12 protein-coding genes are annotated in these 17819 nt (G+C 43.0%); 3 read left to right on the plus strand and 9 right to left on the minus strand.

Translation table 11 applies throughout. From position 1 onward, the window contains the following. The 9 genes from AZ66_RS16925 to AZ66_RS16965 form a co-directional block, all read right to left on the minus strand. Nucleotides 1-4842: non-ribosomal peptide synthetase (locus AZ66_RS16925; RefSeq protein WP_197081721.1), on the minus strand; the 4842-nt coding region annotated here is incomplete at its 3' end. Then, nucleotides 4839-5579: a thioesterase II family protein gene (locus AZ66_RS16930; protein ID WP_044355908.1), complete on the minus strand. Its 741-nt coding sequence runs from the start codon at nucleotides 5577-5579 to the stop codon at nucleotides 4839-4841. The genes AZ66_RS16930 and AZ66_RS16925, both read right to left, overlap by 4 nt. Before the next feature lie 2 nt (nucleotides 5580-5581). Then, a complete protein-coding gene (locus AZ66_RS16935; RefSeq protein ID WP_197081722.1) occupies nucleotides 5582-7600 on the minus strand; it encodes a cyclic peptide export ABC transporter in 2019 nt (672 codons plus the stop codon). Between the two features lie 113 nt (nucleotides 7601-7713). Continuing rightward, the gene (ilvE, locus tag AZ66_RS16940; RefSeq protein ID WP_021259293.1) at nucleotides 7714-8577 is read right to left on the minus strand and encodes a branched-chain-amino-acid transaminase; all 864 of its coding nucleotides are present in this window, start codon (nucleotides 8575-8577) and stop codon (nucleotides 7714-7716) included. Nucleotides 8578-8816: 239 nt separating this feature from the next. Then, nucleotides 8817-9929: a 4-hydroxyphenylpyruvate dioxygenase gene (gene hppD, locus AZ66_RS16945; RefSeq protein ID WP_231586912.1), complete on the minus strand. Its 1113-nt coding sequence runs from the start codon at nucleotides 9927-9929 to the stop codon at nucleotides 8817-8819. A gap of 37 nt (nucleotides 9930-9966) precedes the next feature. After that, nucleotides 9967-11337, minus strand: a complete 1371-nt coding sequence (locus tag AZ66_RS16950; protein ID WP_331436913.1) for an FAD-binding oxidoreductase — start codon at nucleotides 11335-11337, stop codon at nucleotides 9967-9969. Nucleotides 11338-11719: 382 nt separating this feature from the next. Beyond that, a complete protein-coding gene (locus AZ66_RS16955; protein WP_197081723.1) occupies nucleotides 11720-12580 on the minus strand; it encodes an AraC family transcriptional regulator in 861 nt (286 codons plus the stop codon). A 203-nt stretch (nucleotides 12581-12783) separates the two neighbouring features. Beyond that, nucleotides 12784-13812 (minus strand): alpha/beta fold hydrolase, encoded by a 1029-nt coding sequence (locus AZ66_RS16960; protein WP_044355913.1) that lies wholly within the window; start codon nucleotides 13810-13812, stop codon nucleotides 12784-12786. 205 nt (nucleotides 13813-14017) lie between these two features. After that, nucleotides 14018-14476, minus strand: a complete 459-nt coding sequence (locus AZ66_RS16965) for a hypothetical protein (protein WP_231586913.1) — start codon at nucleotides 14474-14476, stop codon at nucleotides 14018-14020. Nucleotides 14477-14734: 258 nt separating this feature from the next. Here AZ66_RS16965 and AZ66_RS16970 point away from each other — a divergent pair, with 258 nt between their 5' ends. The 3 genes from AZ66_RS16970 (at nucleotide 14735) to AZ66_RS32775 (ending at nucleotide 17570) form a co-directional block, all read left to right on the plus strand. Continuing rightward, the gene (locus AZ66_RS16970; protein ID WP_044355914.1) at nucleotides 14735-15814 is read left to right on the plus strand and encodes an LLM class flavin-dependent oxidoreductase; all 1080 of its coding nucleotides are present in this window, start codon (nucleotides 14735-14737) and stop codon (nucleotides 15812-15814) included. An 860-nt stretch (nucleotides 15815-16674) separates the two neighbouring features. Next, nucleotides 16675-17325, plus strand: a complete 651-nt coding sequence (locus AZ66_RS16975; protein WP_231586914.1) for an MBL fold metallo-hydrolase — start codon at nucleotides 16675-16677, stop codon at nucleotides 17323-17325. After that, entirely contained in the window at nucleotides 17274-17570 is a 297-nt protein-coding gene (locus AZ66_RS32775) for a hypothetical protein (RefSeq protein ID WP_231586915.1), read from the plus strand. Before AZ66_RS16975 ends, AZ66_RS32775 begins: the two co-directional genes overlap by 52 nt. Nucleotides 17571-17819: the final 249 nt, after the last annotated feature.

Below are 17819 nucleotides of genomic sequence, written 5' to 3' on the forward strand. Positions count from 1 at the left end.
CGCTTTCATGACCGCCAATACCCCGATCAGCATATCCAGCGAGCGGTCGATCATCAGGCCGACGATATCGTCCGCTTGCACGCCATCTTGGCGCAGCACGCGCGCCAATTGATTGGCTCGCTCGTTCAATTCCCCGTAGCTTATCCGCTGCTCTTCATACACGGCCGCCACCTGCTCCGGCGTCCGCTTCGCCTGCTCTTCGAACAATCGATAGAAGACGGCATTCTCCGGTATTCGGCTCTCCTCGGCTGCGGCTTTCGGCTGGAACTTGGTCAGCAACTGCTCCTGCTCCGCCTCGCTTATTAAGCGAATCTCGTCCAATCGGATGCTGGAATTCGCCGCCACTTCCCGCAGCAGATGCACCAAATGCTCGGACATGCGCGTCATTGTCGATTTTCCGTACAAGGCCGTCGCATACTCCAGACTTAGCAGAATGCCATGCTCGGTCTCATGCGCATTGAGCGTTAGATCAAATTTGGCCACGGTATGCGGCGTCTCGTACGGCGTAAACCGAAGCTCGGACATCCCGATATTAGGATTATCTTCGCCCTGCATCGCGAACATCGTGTCAAACAGCGGATTGCGGCTCAAATCCTTGCGCACATCCAGCTTCTCTACCAGTTCCTCGAACGGATAATCTTGGTTCTCGAACGCTATAAGCGTCCGTTCTTTTACCTCCTGCACGAACTCCACGAACGTCCGGTCTCCCGCCGGATAGTTCCGCATTGTCAACGTACCGACGAACATCCCGATGAGCGGTTCCAAGTCCGCATGCGGACGGCCAGCAATCGGCGTGCCCACGACGATGTCCTCTTGGCCGGTATACTTGAACAGCAGCGCCGTATATGCTGCCAGCAGCACCATATACATCGTCGCTCCCGTATCCGCAGCGATCAGGCGCAAACTTGCGGTCACGTCCGAGTCGAGTTCAGCGTGCACCACGTCCCCGGCAAAGCTTTGCATCGCCGGACGCGCATAATCCGTCGGTAGCTCCAACACCGGGATGTCCCCGGCAAATGTCTCCAGCCAGAACGCTTCCTGCTTCTGCACCGTCTCGCTTTGGGCCAGCGACTGCTGCCATGCTGCATAATCTTTGTACTGAATCCGAAGTTCCGGCAAGCTGTCTCCTTCGTACAAACGCGTCAATTCCTGTATCAGCACATTTACCGAGACCCCGTCGGAAACAATATGATGCATATCAAATAAGAAGAGATGGTGATTCTCTTCTACTTCAATAAGTCCTACCCTCATCAGCGGTGCTTGCCCCAAATCGAACGGGCGCACGAACGCTTCTACCTGCCCAGCAATATGTTTGTTCAATGTTTCCACATCTTTTTGAATGCGTCCTGATCTTGGAAGTCGCTTTCTCTCTATCATAAACGGCACTTGCTCGTACACGCGCTGTACCGGCTCTCCATCTACCATTTCAAATGAGGTGCGCAGCGATTCATGGCGTGCAACCAGCTCACGGAACGCCTGCTCCAAACGATTCGCATCAAGCGGCCCTTCAACCGTAAATATTCCCGACATGTTGTAACTAAGCCCCGCACCCTCCAATTGGTTCAGGATATACAGCCGTTTTTGAGCAGATGAGACTGGATAATACTCTCTTGTTTCAACCGGCTCGATCGACGCGTAAAAGTGCTGTTCCATCCCTGCTACCGCTTGTGCAAGCTGTTCCAACGTCGGTGCTTGGAACACAGTTCGCAACGGAACGTTCACGTTTAATTCCTTGTGCATCCGTGCCACAAGCGACATCGCTTTCAATGAATGTCCACCAAGGTCGAAGAAGTTGTCCTTACCCCCAACCCGTTCCACGTCAAGCACACTCTGCCAAATTTCAGCAATCCGAGCTTCCATTTCCGTTCGCGGTGCCACATACTCTATGACGCCCTCGTCGTTCGCCTTGGGCTCCGGCAATGCCCGACGATCCAACTTCCCGTTCTGTGTAAGCGGCATCTGCTCCAACTCAACGAAGAATGAAGGTATCATATAGGTTGGCAGTTGTTGTCCCAACCATTGACGCAGTTCCGCAACATTCAGCGTGTTTACTGTTACGGCGTATGCGCATAAATACGAGTTTCTATGTATGTCCTGTTTCGCAATTACTACCGCTTCCCTAACCGATTCATGACTCAGCAAGGACGCTTCAATTTCACCCAACTCGATTCGGTATCCGCGTATTTTTACCTGATGATCCTGGCGGCCCAAATATTCAATGTTCCCATCCGAACGCCATCTGCCCAGGTCTCCCGTTCGGTACATCCGCTCGCCAGGGAAGAACGGATCAGCTATAAATCTTTCTTCCGTCAACTCCTGCCTGTTCATATAACCTCGAGCTAGGCCAACCCCTGCAATATACAATTCACCCGGCACTCCGATCGACTGCAAACGCATTTGCTCGTCCAATACATACATTCGCGTATTGTCTATCGGCTTGCCGATCGGCACGGTAGTCCTTTGGGTTCCCGGCATGCAATCGAAATAAGTTACGTCAATTGTCGCTTCCGTCGGGCCATATAGATTCGTCAGCCTCGTTCCATTCGTTTCTCCGAGTAACTGATGAAATCGTTCCGCATGTCCAACTTGCAGCGCTTCCCCACTTGCAAACACTTGCTTCAATGAGCTTAGATCGTTACTTCCACTACGAATATCTATATATTCCAAAAATGCGCTCAGCATCGAAGGTACGAAATGCATCGTCGTCACTTGGTGTTCCTGAATCGCCGCTGCGATGGTGTCCGGATCTTTCTCCCCCCCTGGTTCCAACAGGCAGAGCTGTGCTCCTTCTAACGCCCACCAAAACATTTCCCATACCGAAACGTCAAAAGTAAATGGGGTCTTCTGCAAAATAACATCCGTCCCGCCCAATGGATAGCTCTTCTGCATCCACTTTAGTCGGTTAACAAGCGAATGATGCTCGATCATGACGCCCTTTGGTTTTCCCGTCGAGCCTGATGTATAGATGATATAGGCCAGATTTTGAGAACCCGCAGCAGATTGCGGCGCGCAGTCCATCGGATAATTATCTGCTCGATTTCCAATCTCCTCTTCGTCAAGCGCTAAATCCAACACTTCACCAGCAAACCGAGCGGAATCCCCCACAAGGATTCCTTGTATATTGGCCCGCTCCCTCAGATGAGGTTGAATGAGCAGCAGAAGCGCACCCGAGTCTTCTAACATGTATCGGATCCGTTCTTCCGGATACTCCGGATCGATCGGCAGATAGGCTCCACCTGCTTTCAGTATGGCGAAAATACCCACTACCATTTCCACAGAGCGCTCTGCAATTATTCCTATGACACCATCTGGCTGAACACCTTGTTCTCTCAGTATCCGTGCAATTCGGTTAGCACGTTCGTCCAGCTCCTGGTACGTTAATCTTTTGTTCTCGAATATAATCGCCGTTTGCTCCGGTACTCGCTTCACTTGCTCTTCAAACAACTCATGAATCGTCTTTTCTTCTGGATAATCCGAACAAGTATCATTAAAAACATTTACGATCCGGTATACTTCATCTTGCGTTGCAGAACTGAATTCGGCGATTGTTTTTTCAGGATTACCTAGCGATTCATACAAAATATCCAAAGCATATTTGATAAAACTCTCTATTTCATCTTTCTCAAATAAATCAATTCTATAATCGATATCTATTACTATAGAATCGCTATCAACAAGATCTTTAATATGGATAACAAAATCATTTATTTCGTCTCCGGAAGGGAGTATCTCCGGGAAATAATCGATTTCACCTATTTTTTCCCACTTCATTACCTGGTACTCAACCATAATGCCGAAAAGTTTGTCTAGATTTCCGTGTTTTTCTCTCAGCGCATGAACCAGTAAGTCATAGGGATATTTCTGATGGCGTAGAATAGATTTTTGTTCTTTAATAATTTTATGCACAAAATTCACGAAGTTACTTTCAGGTTCTATCTGCATTCGGAAAGGGACAGTGCTTACGAACATCCCCATCATTACTTTCTCTTCTCTGGTTGTACGATTAGAATACAAAGATCCTAGCGCCACATCGGTTAATGAAGTTAATCGATACAGATTGATATATATGGCTGCTAGAAATAGAGGATACATAGTTACGTTTTGCATTTTGCAAAAAGATAATAAGCGATTACGCAATTCATTTGAAACCGAAATTGATGTTCTTGAGCTTTTTGTACCCATGAGATATGGGTTATACTGCTTAAGCCCTGTAAATGCAGGCAGTGTTACAAATTGCTCTTCCCAGTAATTTTTATCGTTCTCAAATCGTTTTGAATTTAGGTAAAGCTCTTCGTTTAAAACGAAGTTGGTATAGGACGGTTGAATTGAAAGTGCCTCTGCTGTAATATCCTGCTCTAAAAGGCTATGATATATATTTAGAAATTGGAATCCGATGGAGTTCATGCTGATTCCATCAAGAATGATATGGTGCGTTTTTATAAAGACCTGATAGTTATCTTCTTTTATTTTTAACAGTGCAAAATAAAAGAGATCTGAATCGTATAAAGAAAACGATTTATTCGACTGCTCATTTATCCATTCTTTCAATGCATGCTCATCTTTTTCCTGACTAAAATCAAAATAATCAAATTCTCGATCTTGATGGACGCTCACATATTGCTTCGGCTCATTATTATCTATGAAAAATCGAAGACGCAGCGCATCATTGGCCAAAATAATGGCATTAAAAGACCTGGTAAGAATCTCATGATTTATTTTCCTATTAATATGTATTCTTCCGCAAAGATTTGACACGCCGGTTTGAGGATATAGATTTTCCATGTACCATATCCTCTTTTGTGGATGAGTTAATGAATAAACCTGACGAAATCTAGAATTCAATCAAGATCCCTCCTCCGTATCTCCCCTCTTAAGGAGTTATAAGGTACCAAGGTGTTATTGATTAAGCTTGCGATTTGCCGAATATGATCAAAGAGAAAAAAATGCCCCCCTTGAAATTCGTGAAAACTGCACCTGTTGGAAGTGTGCAGGCTCCATTCTTTTACTTCATTTTTAAAAGACTCCTCGCTCCCGTACAAAATACTGAAATTAGTGTTCAATTTATCAGCTTTTACTTCATACTTATATTGTTCAACAATCATGAAATCATTTCGCAAGATAGGAAGATACAAATCGATTAATTCCTTGTTTTGAAAAAACTCCTGCGGAGTTCCGTTCATTTCCTTAATTTCCTTTAGAAATTGTTCCTTAGGCAATTGATGTATTGGATTGTCCTTCTTACGAAGATTAGGGGCAGTACTGCCTGAGAAAAATGAATGAATGGGAAGCGGATGTCTCTGCTGCAACATAAAATGACTTAACTCGTAAGCAATTACTCCCCCCATGCTATGCCCCCATACGGCATACATTCCTTTACCAATGTGTGGAACAATTTGTTCTGAAATATCTTGGACAGCATCATGAATAGATTTGTAAAGCGGACTGTTGAAACGTTTCCCCCTACCTGCCAGTTCCACCGGAATAAGCTCTACAAAAACATCCAATAAACTTTTCCATTCATTGTATATAGCTGCGGATCCACCAGCATACGGAATACAAAACAATTTAATATTGCTCATTATCATACTCCTATTGGTTCTGAACTGTTATTAGGCGTAACTATGCAACCTAATTCCAGCTTGATTCGTTTATCTGCAACATGGAAGTAAGCATCATCATGAGTAATGGCAATAATACATTTCCCTCTTTTCTTTAAATCGGGGAGTAACTGATCATAAAAGAACTTGCGAAACTCAGGGTCTTGATCAGCTGCCCATTCATCGAAAAGGAAGATCGGGGCATCCTCGAGATAGCTGATTAGCAAAGCTAGCCTTTTCTTTTGTCCCGTAGATAACATAAGGGTGCTAAAGTTGCCTTCTTCCATTGATAGCTTATTTTCCATTCGCAATAGCTTCAAATACTTTTGTATTTCCTCGTTTTTATCTGTATGCCGAATGCCGTATAACTTATCAAATAAATAAAAGTCACTGAACACAGTCGTGAATTTTTCGCTTAAATCATGACTTTTAATCCGGCTACCATTTAAAGTTATTTCTCCTTTATCCGGAATATATAGACCTGTTATCAAGTTAGCGAGCGTAGATTTTCCGCTTCCATTTCCCCCTGTTATAAATACGACTTCGCCAGATTGGAAAACATAATTGAACGGACCTACTGTAAATGACTGTTTATCCCCTTTATCGTATTGAAATGAAACATCTTTAAACTCCAAATGAATAAACTCGTTTTCCATATCATTGAGTTTCTCACAATCAGTATCTTCCACATCTTCTGTATATTCGATTTGTTCAATTTCTTTAAGCGTATTATTAAGCCGTTCCCAACTGATTTTAATCATCGTTAAACGAGGAATGCTCCCTAACAAAGCCGTGACCTGTCCTGACATATATAGGAAGGTAAATACATATGTCACTAAATGGTCTGTCATAATATCTGAAAAAATTAGAGGGAAAAGGAAAACAATCGTTCCCACAACTACGACAAACAATAGATCTCCAAACATTGATACATTGATAAATTTATATTCTCCCCGTACCCGAGTTTCATAAAAATCTCGGCAGCTCTGAAAAATATCCTTTTTGAAATCGTTTCGTTTTGAACTGCGTAAACTCAATTCTTTAAATCCATTAATAAGATCGTCAATATACTTATAAAATTGATTTTGTATATCGCGATTTTTCATCCAAAATGCTCCCGCACTTCGAGAAGTAATAAAGTACAGGGTAGCCGCTACTAAAATCACAGAGACCGTAAACAGCAAAGCGTAAAAATTTAACGCCCCTAAATAAAGGAAACAACCTAATAATGTAATACTGTTGGTTATGATAGATACAACTTCCGTTGCAAATTGACTGATCATTTCCGTGTCATTATTCAAACATGCCCTGATATTTCCTTTATCCATTTTTTCCATTTTATAGTAAGGGGCTTTCAATATGCTGCCAATCAAACTAGTTCTTTTTTCATAAACCATGCGGTTCATCAATTCTATTAATTTTATTCTGACCGTTCTTCCCCCGTATACGGAAATGAAGATGGCAAGCAAAAAATATAGCGACCATACGATATTTCGACTCGCGATTGCTTGGTTTAAAATAACAATGATAAGCGATCCACCAAAACCACTTACAATACTTAACACAGTTATCGGAATGAAGGATTTATCGTTATTTCGTTTCGGAAAGCAAAACACTAACAACAGATATAAATAAAACAACAAGACTCCGAAATACAACATCCCTAGTCCGTTTTGCAATAACTTTTCGGTTTCCCTAAATTCAGGAGGACCTTGCGACAGCGACAACACATTAGGTAAGTAAGAGATGCACAGCGTAAACAGCCCGACAAAAACGATACACATCAACGTATGAAAAACGATCGTTTTAACAGGGGTATTCGGAATAAATGTTCGTTGTCTACGAATAATTTGTATAAGAACAGCTCCAATTAAAACAAGAAAAAAAGCAGCTACACCGATTAATCCCTTTTCAACTAGCCCCGCAGAAGATATGATGGGAAAATTCGCATTTTCGGATAACGTCGCATTGGCAAAAAAATTAGTTGAGGTTGTCAACAACACAGACTTCCATCCCTTCTCACACCCCATGTAATTACATCATCATATAAATACAGGGAGGAGCAATTTTTACCCCTCCCTTGCATATGAACTTATGGTAATAAGCGATCTATTTATTAATTTCCTAATACATGAGATTTGAAAAGGTCATATAGTTTATTGGTATGCATGCCAGGCTTTCCGTTACCAATGACGCGCCCATCGACTTTGACAACTGCAATAATTTCAGCGGCCGTTCCCGTCATAAATACTTCGTCTGCCGTATAAACATCGTACCTGGTTAATGCTTGCTCTTTCACCGTGTAGCCTAAGCCTTCTGCCATTTCCATGACTGCATTTCGAGTAATTCCTTCCAAAGCTCCTTGGGAGCAAGGTGGCGTGTACAACACGTCTCGTTTTACAACAAAAACATTTTGCGTCGTACCCTCTGCAACATAACCTTCTGTATTCAGCATCAGCCCGTCCTGTACCCCTGCCATAATCGCCTCAATTTTAACCATAATGTTGTTCAAATAGTTGAGTGATTTTACCTGAGGACTCAGTACATCCGAACGATTTCTTCTTGTAGGTACCGTCACAATCTCGATACCTGTCTTATAAAACGTATCTGGGAAAGCATCAAATGATTCCGTGATCACAATAAACTGGGGTTCCTTACATATGAACGGATCAAGACTAAAACCTCCGCCTTCGCCTCTTGTCAAAATAATTCTAATGTATGCAGTCTCTAAATTATTTTTTTTAAGCGTTTCTTTTACAATTGTTTCGATTTCTTCAAACGTATAAGGAACCGGCATCAACAACGCTTGGGCAGAATCAAACAAGCGCCGAATATGCTCCGCCAATCGAAATACATTCCCGTTATAAGCTCTTATTCCTTCAAACACTCCGTCGCCAAACAAAAAACCATGATCATAAATCGAAACTTTGGCATCCTTCTTTTGAACATACGTATCATTAATAAAGATCCATTGACACATTACATTCATCTCCTATAAAGAATAATATTTTACCAATAATTCCTTGTTTCTATCAAAATCAGTGGGACTAAAAATTTCAAATTTTCTGGCGGTAGCATTTGCTTCAATCGCATATTAAATAAATGAACTATTATTTTTACTATCTAAGCTAGTTTAATTGTGTGATGTATCGTCTATAGAAGTATTATTTCAAGATTAGACAGGAGAATTGTGCAGGCTGGTGTTTGATAAGTATATTCTTAGAGGTTTCCGCGGAGAGCTTGTTCTCTCTCAACAGATTCGAATAACGCCTTGATATTTCCGTTTCCAAAACCGCGCGATCCTTTCCGCTGGATCACTTCAAAAAATAAAGTTGGTCTATCTTGTATCGGCTGGGCAAAAATTTGTAACAAATAGCCTTCTTCGTCTCGATCTACAAGAACTTTTAATTTTCGCAGCATTTCAATGGATTCATCAATTTCTCCAACCCGAGACGGTAACATTTCATAGTATGTATCAGGTGTATATAAAAACTCAGCCCCATTATTCTGAAGTGTTTCTACCGTTTTCAGGATATCTTCAGTTAATACCGCGATATGCTGGACCCCTGCTCCTTTGTTATATTCAATAAACTCTTGAATTTGCGATTTTTTCTTTCCTTCAGCAGGTTCAATCACCGCGAGCTTGATACGTTCTGTTCCATTCTGCAACACTTTCGTCATAAGCGCAGAAGCTTTAGAACTAATTTCATCTTTATGAAATTGTTTTACCATCGAGAAACCTAGTACCTTTTCATAATAACTAATCCATTCCTGCATATTTTCTACACATATCGCAAGATGATCAAATCGAACAATTCCATTATTGTTAGCAACTTTATGATTGATTGATTTATATCCCGGAAGTAATACACCTTCATAATTTTTTCTTTCCACTAGAGTGTGTATAGTTTCTCCAAATGTCTTAAGGACGGCCTTCTTGATTATCCCGCGCTCATCGTTTTGTTCATACGGTTCTGTCATGCCTATAGCACCATTTTGAAGAGCATCGTTGTAAGCTTTGTCTACATCATCTACCAGTAATGCAATATCCCGAACTCCATCTCCGCGCTTGTTAATAAATTCAGCAATTGAATGTTCTGCCGAATAGGGGCTGGTGACAATTAAACGAGCATCTGCCTGTTCCAAAAAGTACGACGAAAATTCCCTGTTTCCAGTCTCTAGCCCACTATATCCGGTAATTTGAAAACCATACATTTTACTATAATAAAAGGCGGATTGTTTGGCATTTCCGGTATAGATTTCAATGTAGTCGATATCCTTTACATCCAATACTTTAGGATCCTCCACACATGTTTGCAGCATTTGATTCATACCTATCTCCTCCAAACATTGTTAACTTGTTGGTATTTCAAACAATCATTTTTCCAGGATTCAGTATATTTTTAGAATCAAAAAGTTTCTTGATTTCGCTCATAGTTAATAGAAGATTGCCGTGTTGTTGATGTAGATATTTCATTTTCCCAATTCCTACTCCATGCTCACCGCTGCAAGTTCCTCTATTTTTTAAGGCGTAATCAACAATAGCATCATTTACAGCTTTAGCTCTTTGAACATCACTTTCATTATCGGGATCTACAGCAAATACAGCATGAAAATTTCCATCGCCGACATGTCCAAGGATTGCTCCTTCTAGTTGGTGCTCGTCCATAATCTGTCTCATGTATTGGATTGCTTTAGGCAACCCTGTAATCGGCACGCATACATCAGTTGCTAGAAGCCTTTTATGCGGTTCTAAGGATTGAATGGCAAATGCAGCTTCATGTCTTGCTGCCCACAATTGTTCACGTTCTTGTGGATTTAGCGCATATTCAATATCTGTGCAACCTTCCGTCATAATTATTTCCTTAGCAATAATTAAATCATTATGCACAATATTTTCTTTCCCTGATAGTTCTAAAAACAATTGAGGATGTGGAGATAACTCCATATTTTTAAACCTATTTATCGCAGAAACGGTTTTTTCATCCACAAGTTCAACACAACCTATAGACAGATTTTCTTTCATCATCTTTACTACAGATTTACTCGCATTCAATACATCAGGGAACGCTGCTCTAAGCGTTATAGTATGTTCAGGGATACTGTAAACACGCAAGATCAATTCTGTAAAAATCCCTAATGTGCCTTCTGAACCTACAAATAGACCCGAGAGATTATAGCCAGCAGCTGATTTTATATAGGAACCACCCGTGCTGATAACATCCCCATTCGCTAGAATAACCTCCAGCCCTAATACCTGATCTTTCATAGCACCATACTTAACCGCATTGGTACCGCTTGCATTAGTAGCAGCCATACCACCAATAGTAGCATCTACTGCAGGATCAACTGGAAAAAACAAGTTGTGTTGTTTAAGTGCTTGATTGAGTTGGTTCCTCGTCACTCCAGGTTCCACCTTGACAACAAAATCATCCGGGTGAATTTCCGAAATTCGATTCATGCGCGTCAGATCAAGGCTTATGCCTCCTTGAACGGGTATAACTTGTCCCTCTACACTACTTCCCAATCCAAATGGAACAATTGGAATATTAGACTCGAAGGCATATTTTACTATATCCCTGATTTCATCCTTATTTTTCGGAAAGACTACTACATCGGGCAAGTGAACCGGGTGATAAGATGATTGATCCTTTCCGTGCTCAAGAAGCAATTGATAATGATTACTAATTCGGCTTTCATCCAATATAATTCTCGAGAGATCGTCAATTATACTCATCATAGCTACTCCTTATAATTCACTAATTTACAAGCCAAACACTAAATTAATACTTAATACCTCCTCCCCCACTCAGTACATAGGATTCCAAATCATTCCTTTACAAATAGTAACAAATAAAGTTTGTCAAAGTAAAGTGGAATTTGTCTATATATATATTTTCATATCATTTTCTATCATGTAATGGTATATTACCCAATCATTACAATAAAACATTTATTGCGGCGATGAGTATTCAGAGGAATAAGCATCTTCAAAGTGTCTTTCAATAATAGTAATGATCTACGACAAAAGATTACCGTAATAAAAACAGCAGCAGCCGCGGACTGAAAAAGAGTCCATGACTACTGCTGCTATGTTAAGCGAACCTGCTCTACTTTTGTATTTATTTCTTTATAACTGGAATCCATACCTCGCAGCGATAGTCCTCTTCCCACGGATTGCCTGGTGGATACAGCTCAAAATCGGGACCTTCGGCTTGCTCGTAGTCTGTAGATGGGAACCATTCCTGATAGATGCGGCTCCATACGTCTTGAATGGAATCAGGCATTGGGCCTGTTGAGGTAAATACAGCCCATGTCGCAGCTGGAATTTGAATAAAATCATACTCACCTTCTGATTCTGTCCGATCCGTCTCTACTGCAATCGCGTAGTTAAAGACCTCTCCACCCGGCTGCGCGCCATAGCAAATGCCTAGGGTATCTTGATTTTTACCCAGTGCAGCAATTTTAGCGACGGTTCCATCCGCGTGACTATCTTGCCAAAACTTCGGAATCTCGATCGAATTTTCTCCCTCTTTCGTGGTCGTCTGGATCGACTTTCCTACTACGGTAAACGCCTCTCTCTGTACAATTCTATAATCCATTTCTTTGTCTCCCTTCAATGATAGGTGGAAGGAGATGCGAGGAAAGGCCTTCAGCTGAACACCCGAATTTCGAGCCTCCGAGGGCGAGATGCCATGCAGCTTGCGGAACGCTTTAGAGAACGATTCTGGCGAATCGTAGCAATACTTCATCGCGACGTCGATCACTTTAGAACCACTCATCGCTAACTCTTGAGCCGCCAAGGTTAAGCGCCGTTTCCGCACATACTCAGCCACTGTCATCCCAGTCACCATAAAGAACATCCGCTGAAAGTGATGAGGAGAAGAATACGCCGCCTTCGCAAGCTCCGCCATATCCAAGGGCTCCTGTATCTTCGCTTCAATTACATCAAGCGCCGACATCATTCGGTTCAACCATTCCATTCGCAATAGCTCCTCTCTGCGTACATCTTATCAAGGCTGCCTCTTGCCATCCTGTCATTCTGTGCGATCGTGTGACAGACCTATCATCAGTTCGTTTCATCGTCCCCGCTTATTCTGATCGATTCAACCCATACAATGCCTGATTCACTCATCGAATTAGCGGCAGTCATAAACATAGGTTCAAGACTTTAGTCTGAAATCCATCATTTTGCAAACGAGTCCACCATCCATTGCGAGAACTTCTCTTTTTCTTCAAATTGCGGATAGTGAGCGGATTGATCATATGTGATAAATTCCTTTTTAACTGCATCGATTTGATCAAAATACGTTTTGGCTGCTTTCGCAGATGTCATGTAATCGTACTGCCCCATAATGAAATAGACCGGTACGTCCAGCTTGGTAACAAATGTAGGCAATGGCTTCTTCAGTGCCTGCCCTATCAATACTTCTTGTGCATTCGAGACGCTGCGATAAAAACGAATGCGATCCAGCAAGTTATACTCCGGTCCGAACAAGCCTCTATCCATGTCTGCATTCACATCGATCAATCTTGCCGTACCGCCATATTTGCCCACATAATTGCGTGGAGTTAATTGTTCTCCGCTTTGCACCTTTTCCGTTAACTCTTGCAAGTACTCCACATCGGTTGTGTCGCCGCTCAATTTTGCCTGATCAAGCGTGAACTGCAGTGCATCCTTTTCGCTTTCCGTAACATTGGACATCTGTCCGATTCCAATATAAGCTTTATATTTCTCAGGTGCTTGCTGTGCAGCTTGTATGCCAATATAAGTACCGAAGGAATGGCCTGCTAATATGACCTTCTCTTGATGAAAACGAGCCGCTATGTAATCTGTCAAAGCCAATACATCCTTCACTAATAGATCCGTAGACAGATTGGAATAATCCTCTCCAAAGTGATACGACTTCCCTCCGGCTCTCTGATCGTAACGAACAACTGTGAAATGCTTCTCTAATAGGTCTTGGTATTTGGTTACATAAGGGATTTCCGATACAGCCGGTCCGCCGTGTAAGAAAATGACAACGGGATTGTTCTTATCCTGTCCCCGTATCATCAATTCATGGCCCGTCCCATTAATTTCGACTTCCTCAAGTACGCTTATGCTGTTTGTGCCGTCTATGCTAGGAGTCCATGTGGGAAAAACCAATGCTACCCCAACCAATAAAAGAATGGCTACTCCGATGTAAATGAACGCTTTTTTAACCTTTTTCACAGTTTCAGCTCCCTAATTCGTGATAGACGCTCTCATTCAATCATCCGATGATCCATACGAATGATGCTCTTCCATCATTGTAGTCGAGGAAAAAATTGAGAGAGTCGTACAAACGTCGGGATTTATACTGGACTAGGGTCGGGGAAAAAGGACTGCATCAGCACCCGCTTCCCCATTCCTTATATTTCACTTCAATACGACTAGGTTAGTCTAGAATTCCGTTGAAAAGGAGTCCTTCTCCTTTTATTTTTATGATTTTTAGATGCTTCGTGTTTTTAATATATATGGTTTTGTATTGCTTATTTCCATCTTTATCAGCAATAAGAAGGACACGTTTTCCCTTGTTATCGGTTTCCGTTTCGAACTCATAATCTCCGCTGCCGATTTGTTCGACAATCTTGTTATATTCGGGAAGTGAAGCCCACTTCTTATGATCTTCACTTTCTTTCGATTGATTTGGAGCCTGTTCGAATTTCTTTTCGTTTTGTTGATCTCCATGTTTCCCATCTGTAGTTACAGATTCCTGATTTTCAATGATAACCTCGCGGTCGTCCTTCGCTGCTTCATTGCTGTTACAAGCGGTTATCAGGGTAGCTGCAGTGATTAATATGATGATGATTCTGAACATCATCCGTTCACCTCCTGTTGATTTCCCACCTTTCATTCTAACAATAAGCGCTTCTCATAATCTAGACTCAGTTTTAGATAATCCTATAGCCATGTTCACCATTCATGAGTCGCTATCTGTAATCGAATCATAGATGGATGGGAATGCGGATGGGCGGGCAATATTGAAATGAGCGACTGGCCGAGGATAACAAGCAACCGACAAACGGGACATCTTTTTGATGTTCTTTCAAACTAACTATAGTTATGTTACTATATATTATAAAGTGATATTAAAATAAAGGAGGCGAACACGATGACCGATAAACCGGTTGTTGATCTGGAAATTGGAATTAGTACGTTTTTGGAGGCATCGACGGATCCGGTGACAGGTGAGCGCATTAGCCATACCGAACGAATTCGTCGGTCGGTAGAAGAGATTGTTCTAGCCGATCAGGTCGGACTTGACGTCTACGGCATCGGCGAGCACCACCGGTATGAGTATGCTTCTTCTGCCCCAGCGGTCATCCTGGCGGCAGCGGCGGCACAAACGAAACATATTCGGCTGACCAGCGCCGTGACCGTTCTGTCCTCGGATGATCCGGTACGCGTATATCAACAGTTTGCGACGCTGGATGCCATCTCGAACGGACGCGCCGAGATTATGGCGGGCCGCGGCTCGTTCATTGAATCCTTCCCGCTGTTCGGCTACAACTTGAATGATTACGATCAATTGTATGAAGAGAATCTTGAGCTTCTGCTCGCTATCCGGGAGTCAGAGAAGGTAAGCTGGCGAGGCAGCCGTCATCGTGCGGCTATTGACAATCTTGGCGTGTACCCACGGGCCGTTCAGGAACCGCTTCCCGTCTGGATTGCCACCGGCGGTAACGCAGAATCTTCCGTCCGGGCCGGCAGACTCGGCTTGCCGGTTGCTTATGCGATCATTGGCGGCATGCCGGAGCGCTTTGCGCCGCTTGTCGAGCTCTATAAGAGATCCGCGGCTAAGGCTGGACGCGATGTGAACAAGCTACAAATTGCAACCCACTCACATGGCATTGTAGCCGATACCGCCGAGAAAGCGGCAGATCTTCTGTTCCCAGGGACACAAGCCATGATGAACAAGCTCGGACGTGAGCGTGGCTGGGGAGCTCAGTACACACGCGCAACCTTCGATGAGGACAGCAAGTTGCGAGGCTGCCTTTATGTTGGCGATCCGGAGCACGTCGCTGAGAAAATCGTATTGCTCCACCGCAACTTGGGCGTGACGCGCTTCTTCCTGCACTGTGACATTGGTTCAATTCCGCACCGTGATATCATGCGCTCGATTGAACTGCTCGGCACTAAGGTCGCCCCGCTCGTACGGAAGGAACTGGCTCGCAGCGAGGGTAAATCATAAGACATATTATAGAGGATCCATTCACAATCGATCTATTTGAAATAAAAACACCTCCAAAGACAGATATCCATCTGCGCTTTGGAGGTGTTGCACTTTTTCCTTCATGCAACAACTATTTCACTTCGTTCCCGAAGTTGAACTGGAATTGGCATCGCCTCGCCATCTCGGCGTGAGTTCACTATGAAATATTTTTGAGCGATTAGATAGATCTGATTCTCGCGGATAAGGCAAATTTCCTCATAAACGACAATGGCCTCGTCCCCTCATCATTATGACCATAATTAACCCGCCAAATAGAGAACAAGGAACTCCCTATTCATTTCCAATCCACATCTCTCATGAGACGGACTCAGGTAATTCATAACATTTCAAAGAATTCTCTTGACGATTCCCACTAGTTGTAACTATAATGGTTACAACCAGTGGGTGCTACAAACAAAAACCTTCCCTACGCGATTTGCATTTTTCGCTGCTTGTCCCAACCAAGGTGCAAACTTTATGTTCGAACATTTTCAATATGTAATAGTAGGTCCATTTTTTTTGAAATTGTTGTAACTAACACAGTTACAACAATATTCTCATTTTTCACGCCCATCGTTGACGAAGAATGCAGCCAAACATAGGGAATACAGAATGTACATGAACTCATTCGGGCATACTTTACCTACTTTGGAGATCAATTTGAACTGGTGACATTAGTGGTGAAGATCAGATTTGGAACGCGTTTAATTGCTTAGGTGAATAAGAGGGGAAGCTTGCGCTGGATAGCATTTCGTTGCGGTTTCAATAATCGTAATCAATACAAGAAAGAGGGAGATTTTAAGATGTTTCATAAAAAATCATCTATAGGAGTTATGTTATTGCTTTGTTTCACACTAGTGCTGAGTGCATGCGCTGGTAAAGCGAACACGACAAACAACGAGAGCAAAGAAGAACCTAAGAAGCAGGCGACTGAACTGAAAATCACGCCATTCAATCCTGGAGAAAACGGCCTCTTCTCTGTCAGTTCAAGCCTAATCGAAGGACCGAAAGAGGTAGTGCTTGTCGATGCACAGTTCGAAAAGAGCAACGCCGAAAAGCTGGTCAAAATGATCCAAGACACTGGTAAGAAGCTGACCACGGTCTATGTCAGCCATAAGGATCCTGATTTCTACTTCGGCCTGTCGGCAATCCGCAAGGCATTTCCAGACGTAAAAATCGTTGCTACTCCGGCAACCGTGGAAGGAATTAAGGCAACCATCAAGATTAAGAATGACTTCTGGAGCCCCATCCTGAAAGAAAACGCTCCGACAGAGCTGATTGTGCCGGAAGTTCTTGCCGGGGATAAGCTGACAGTCGATGGTGAAACTGTGCAGGTGGTCGGTCTTAGCGGTGCTGATCCGTCTCATACCGTCCTCTGGGTTCCATCGAAAAAACAATCTTGGGCGGCGTACCTATCTACGAGAACCTGCATGTCTGGATGGCAGACAACCAGACTCCAGAGAGCCGTGACCACTGGCGTGAAATTTTGAAGCAGATTCTTGATCTGAAGCCGGAACGGGTTATCCCTGGCCATTACCTAGGCAAGAGCTCCGAGAATACGTCCAGCGTCACCTTCACTCGTGACTATATTGCAAAATTTGAAGAAGCGGCTAAACAGTCCAAAAATTCAGCTGAGCTGATTGCAGCGATGAAGAAAGACTATCCGAACTTCAAGAATACAAGTGATCTGGAAATGGGCGCCCAAGTAATGAAAGGCGAGCGTTCATGGCCTTGATTTAACGTTTGTTTCATATAATAAAGGCCGTCATTCCGTCTTCGTTCGGAGCACTCCACCATCAGGTTAGCTCCAATGCAGCGGTTTGGCGGCCCTTATTTATGTAGTCCATTCACGAATCTGTCAGTTCAAAATACCACTCGAGGAAGGAATTAAAGCTTTTCCATTGCGAATCCAGTTTACCAGCATAAAAATCCTCCATTTGCTGGCCCAATCCTAAGCCTATCACTTCGTCTGTGTTCTTATTAT

It is taken from the genome of Paenibacillus sp. E194 (genome assembly GCF_000935845.1).
GTDB lineage: Bacteria > Bacillota > Bacilli > Paenibacillales > Paenibacillaceae > Paenibacillus_B > Paenibacillus_B alvei_B.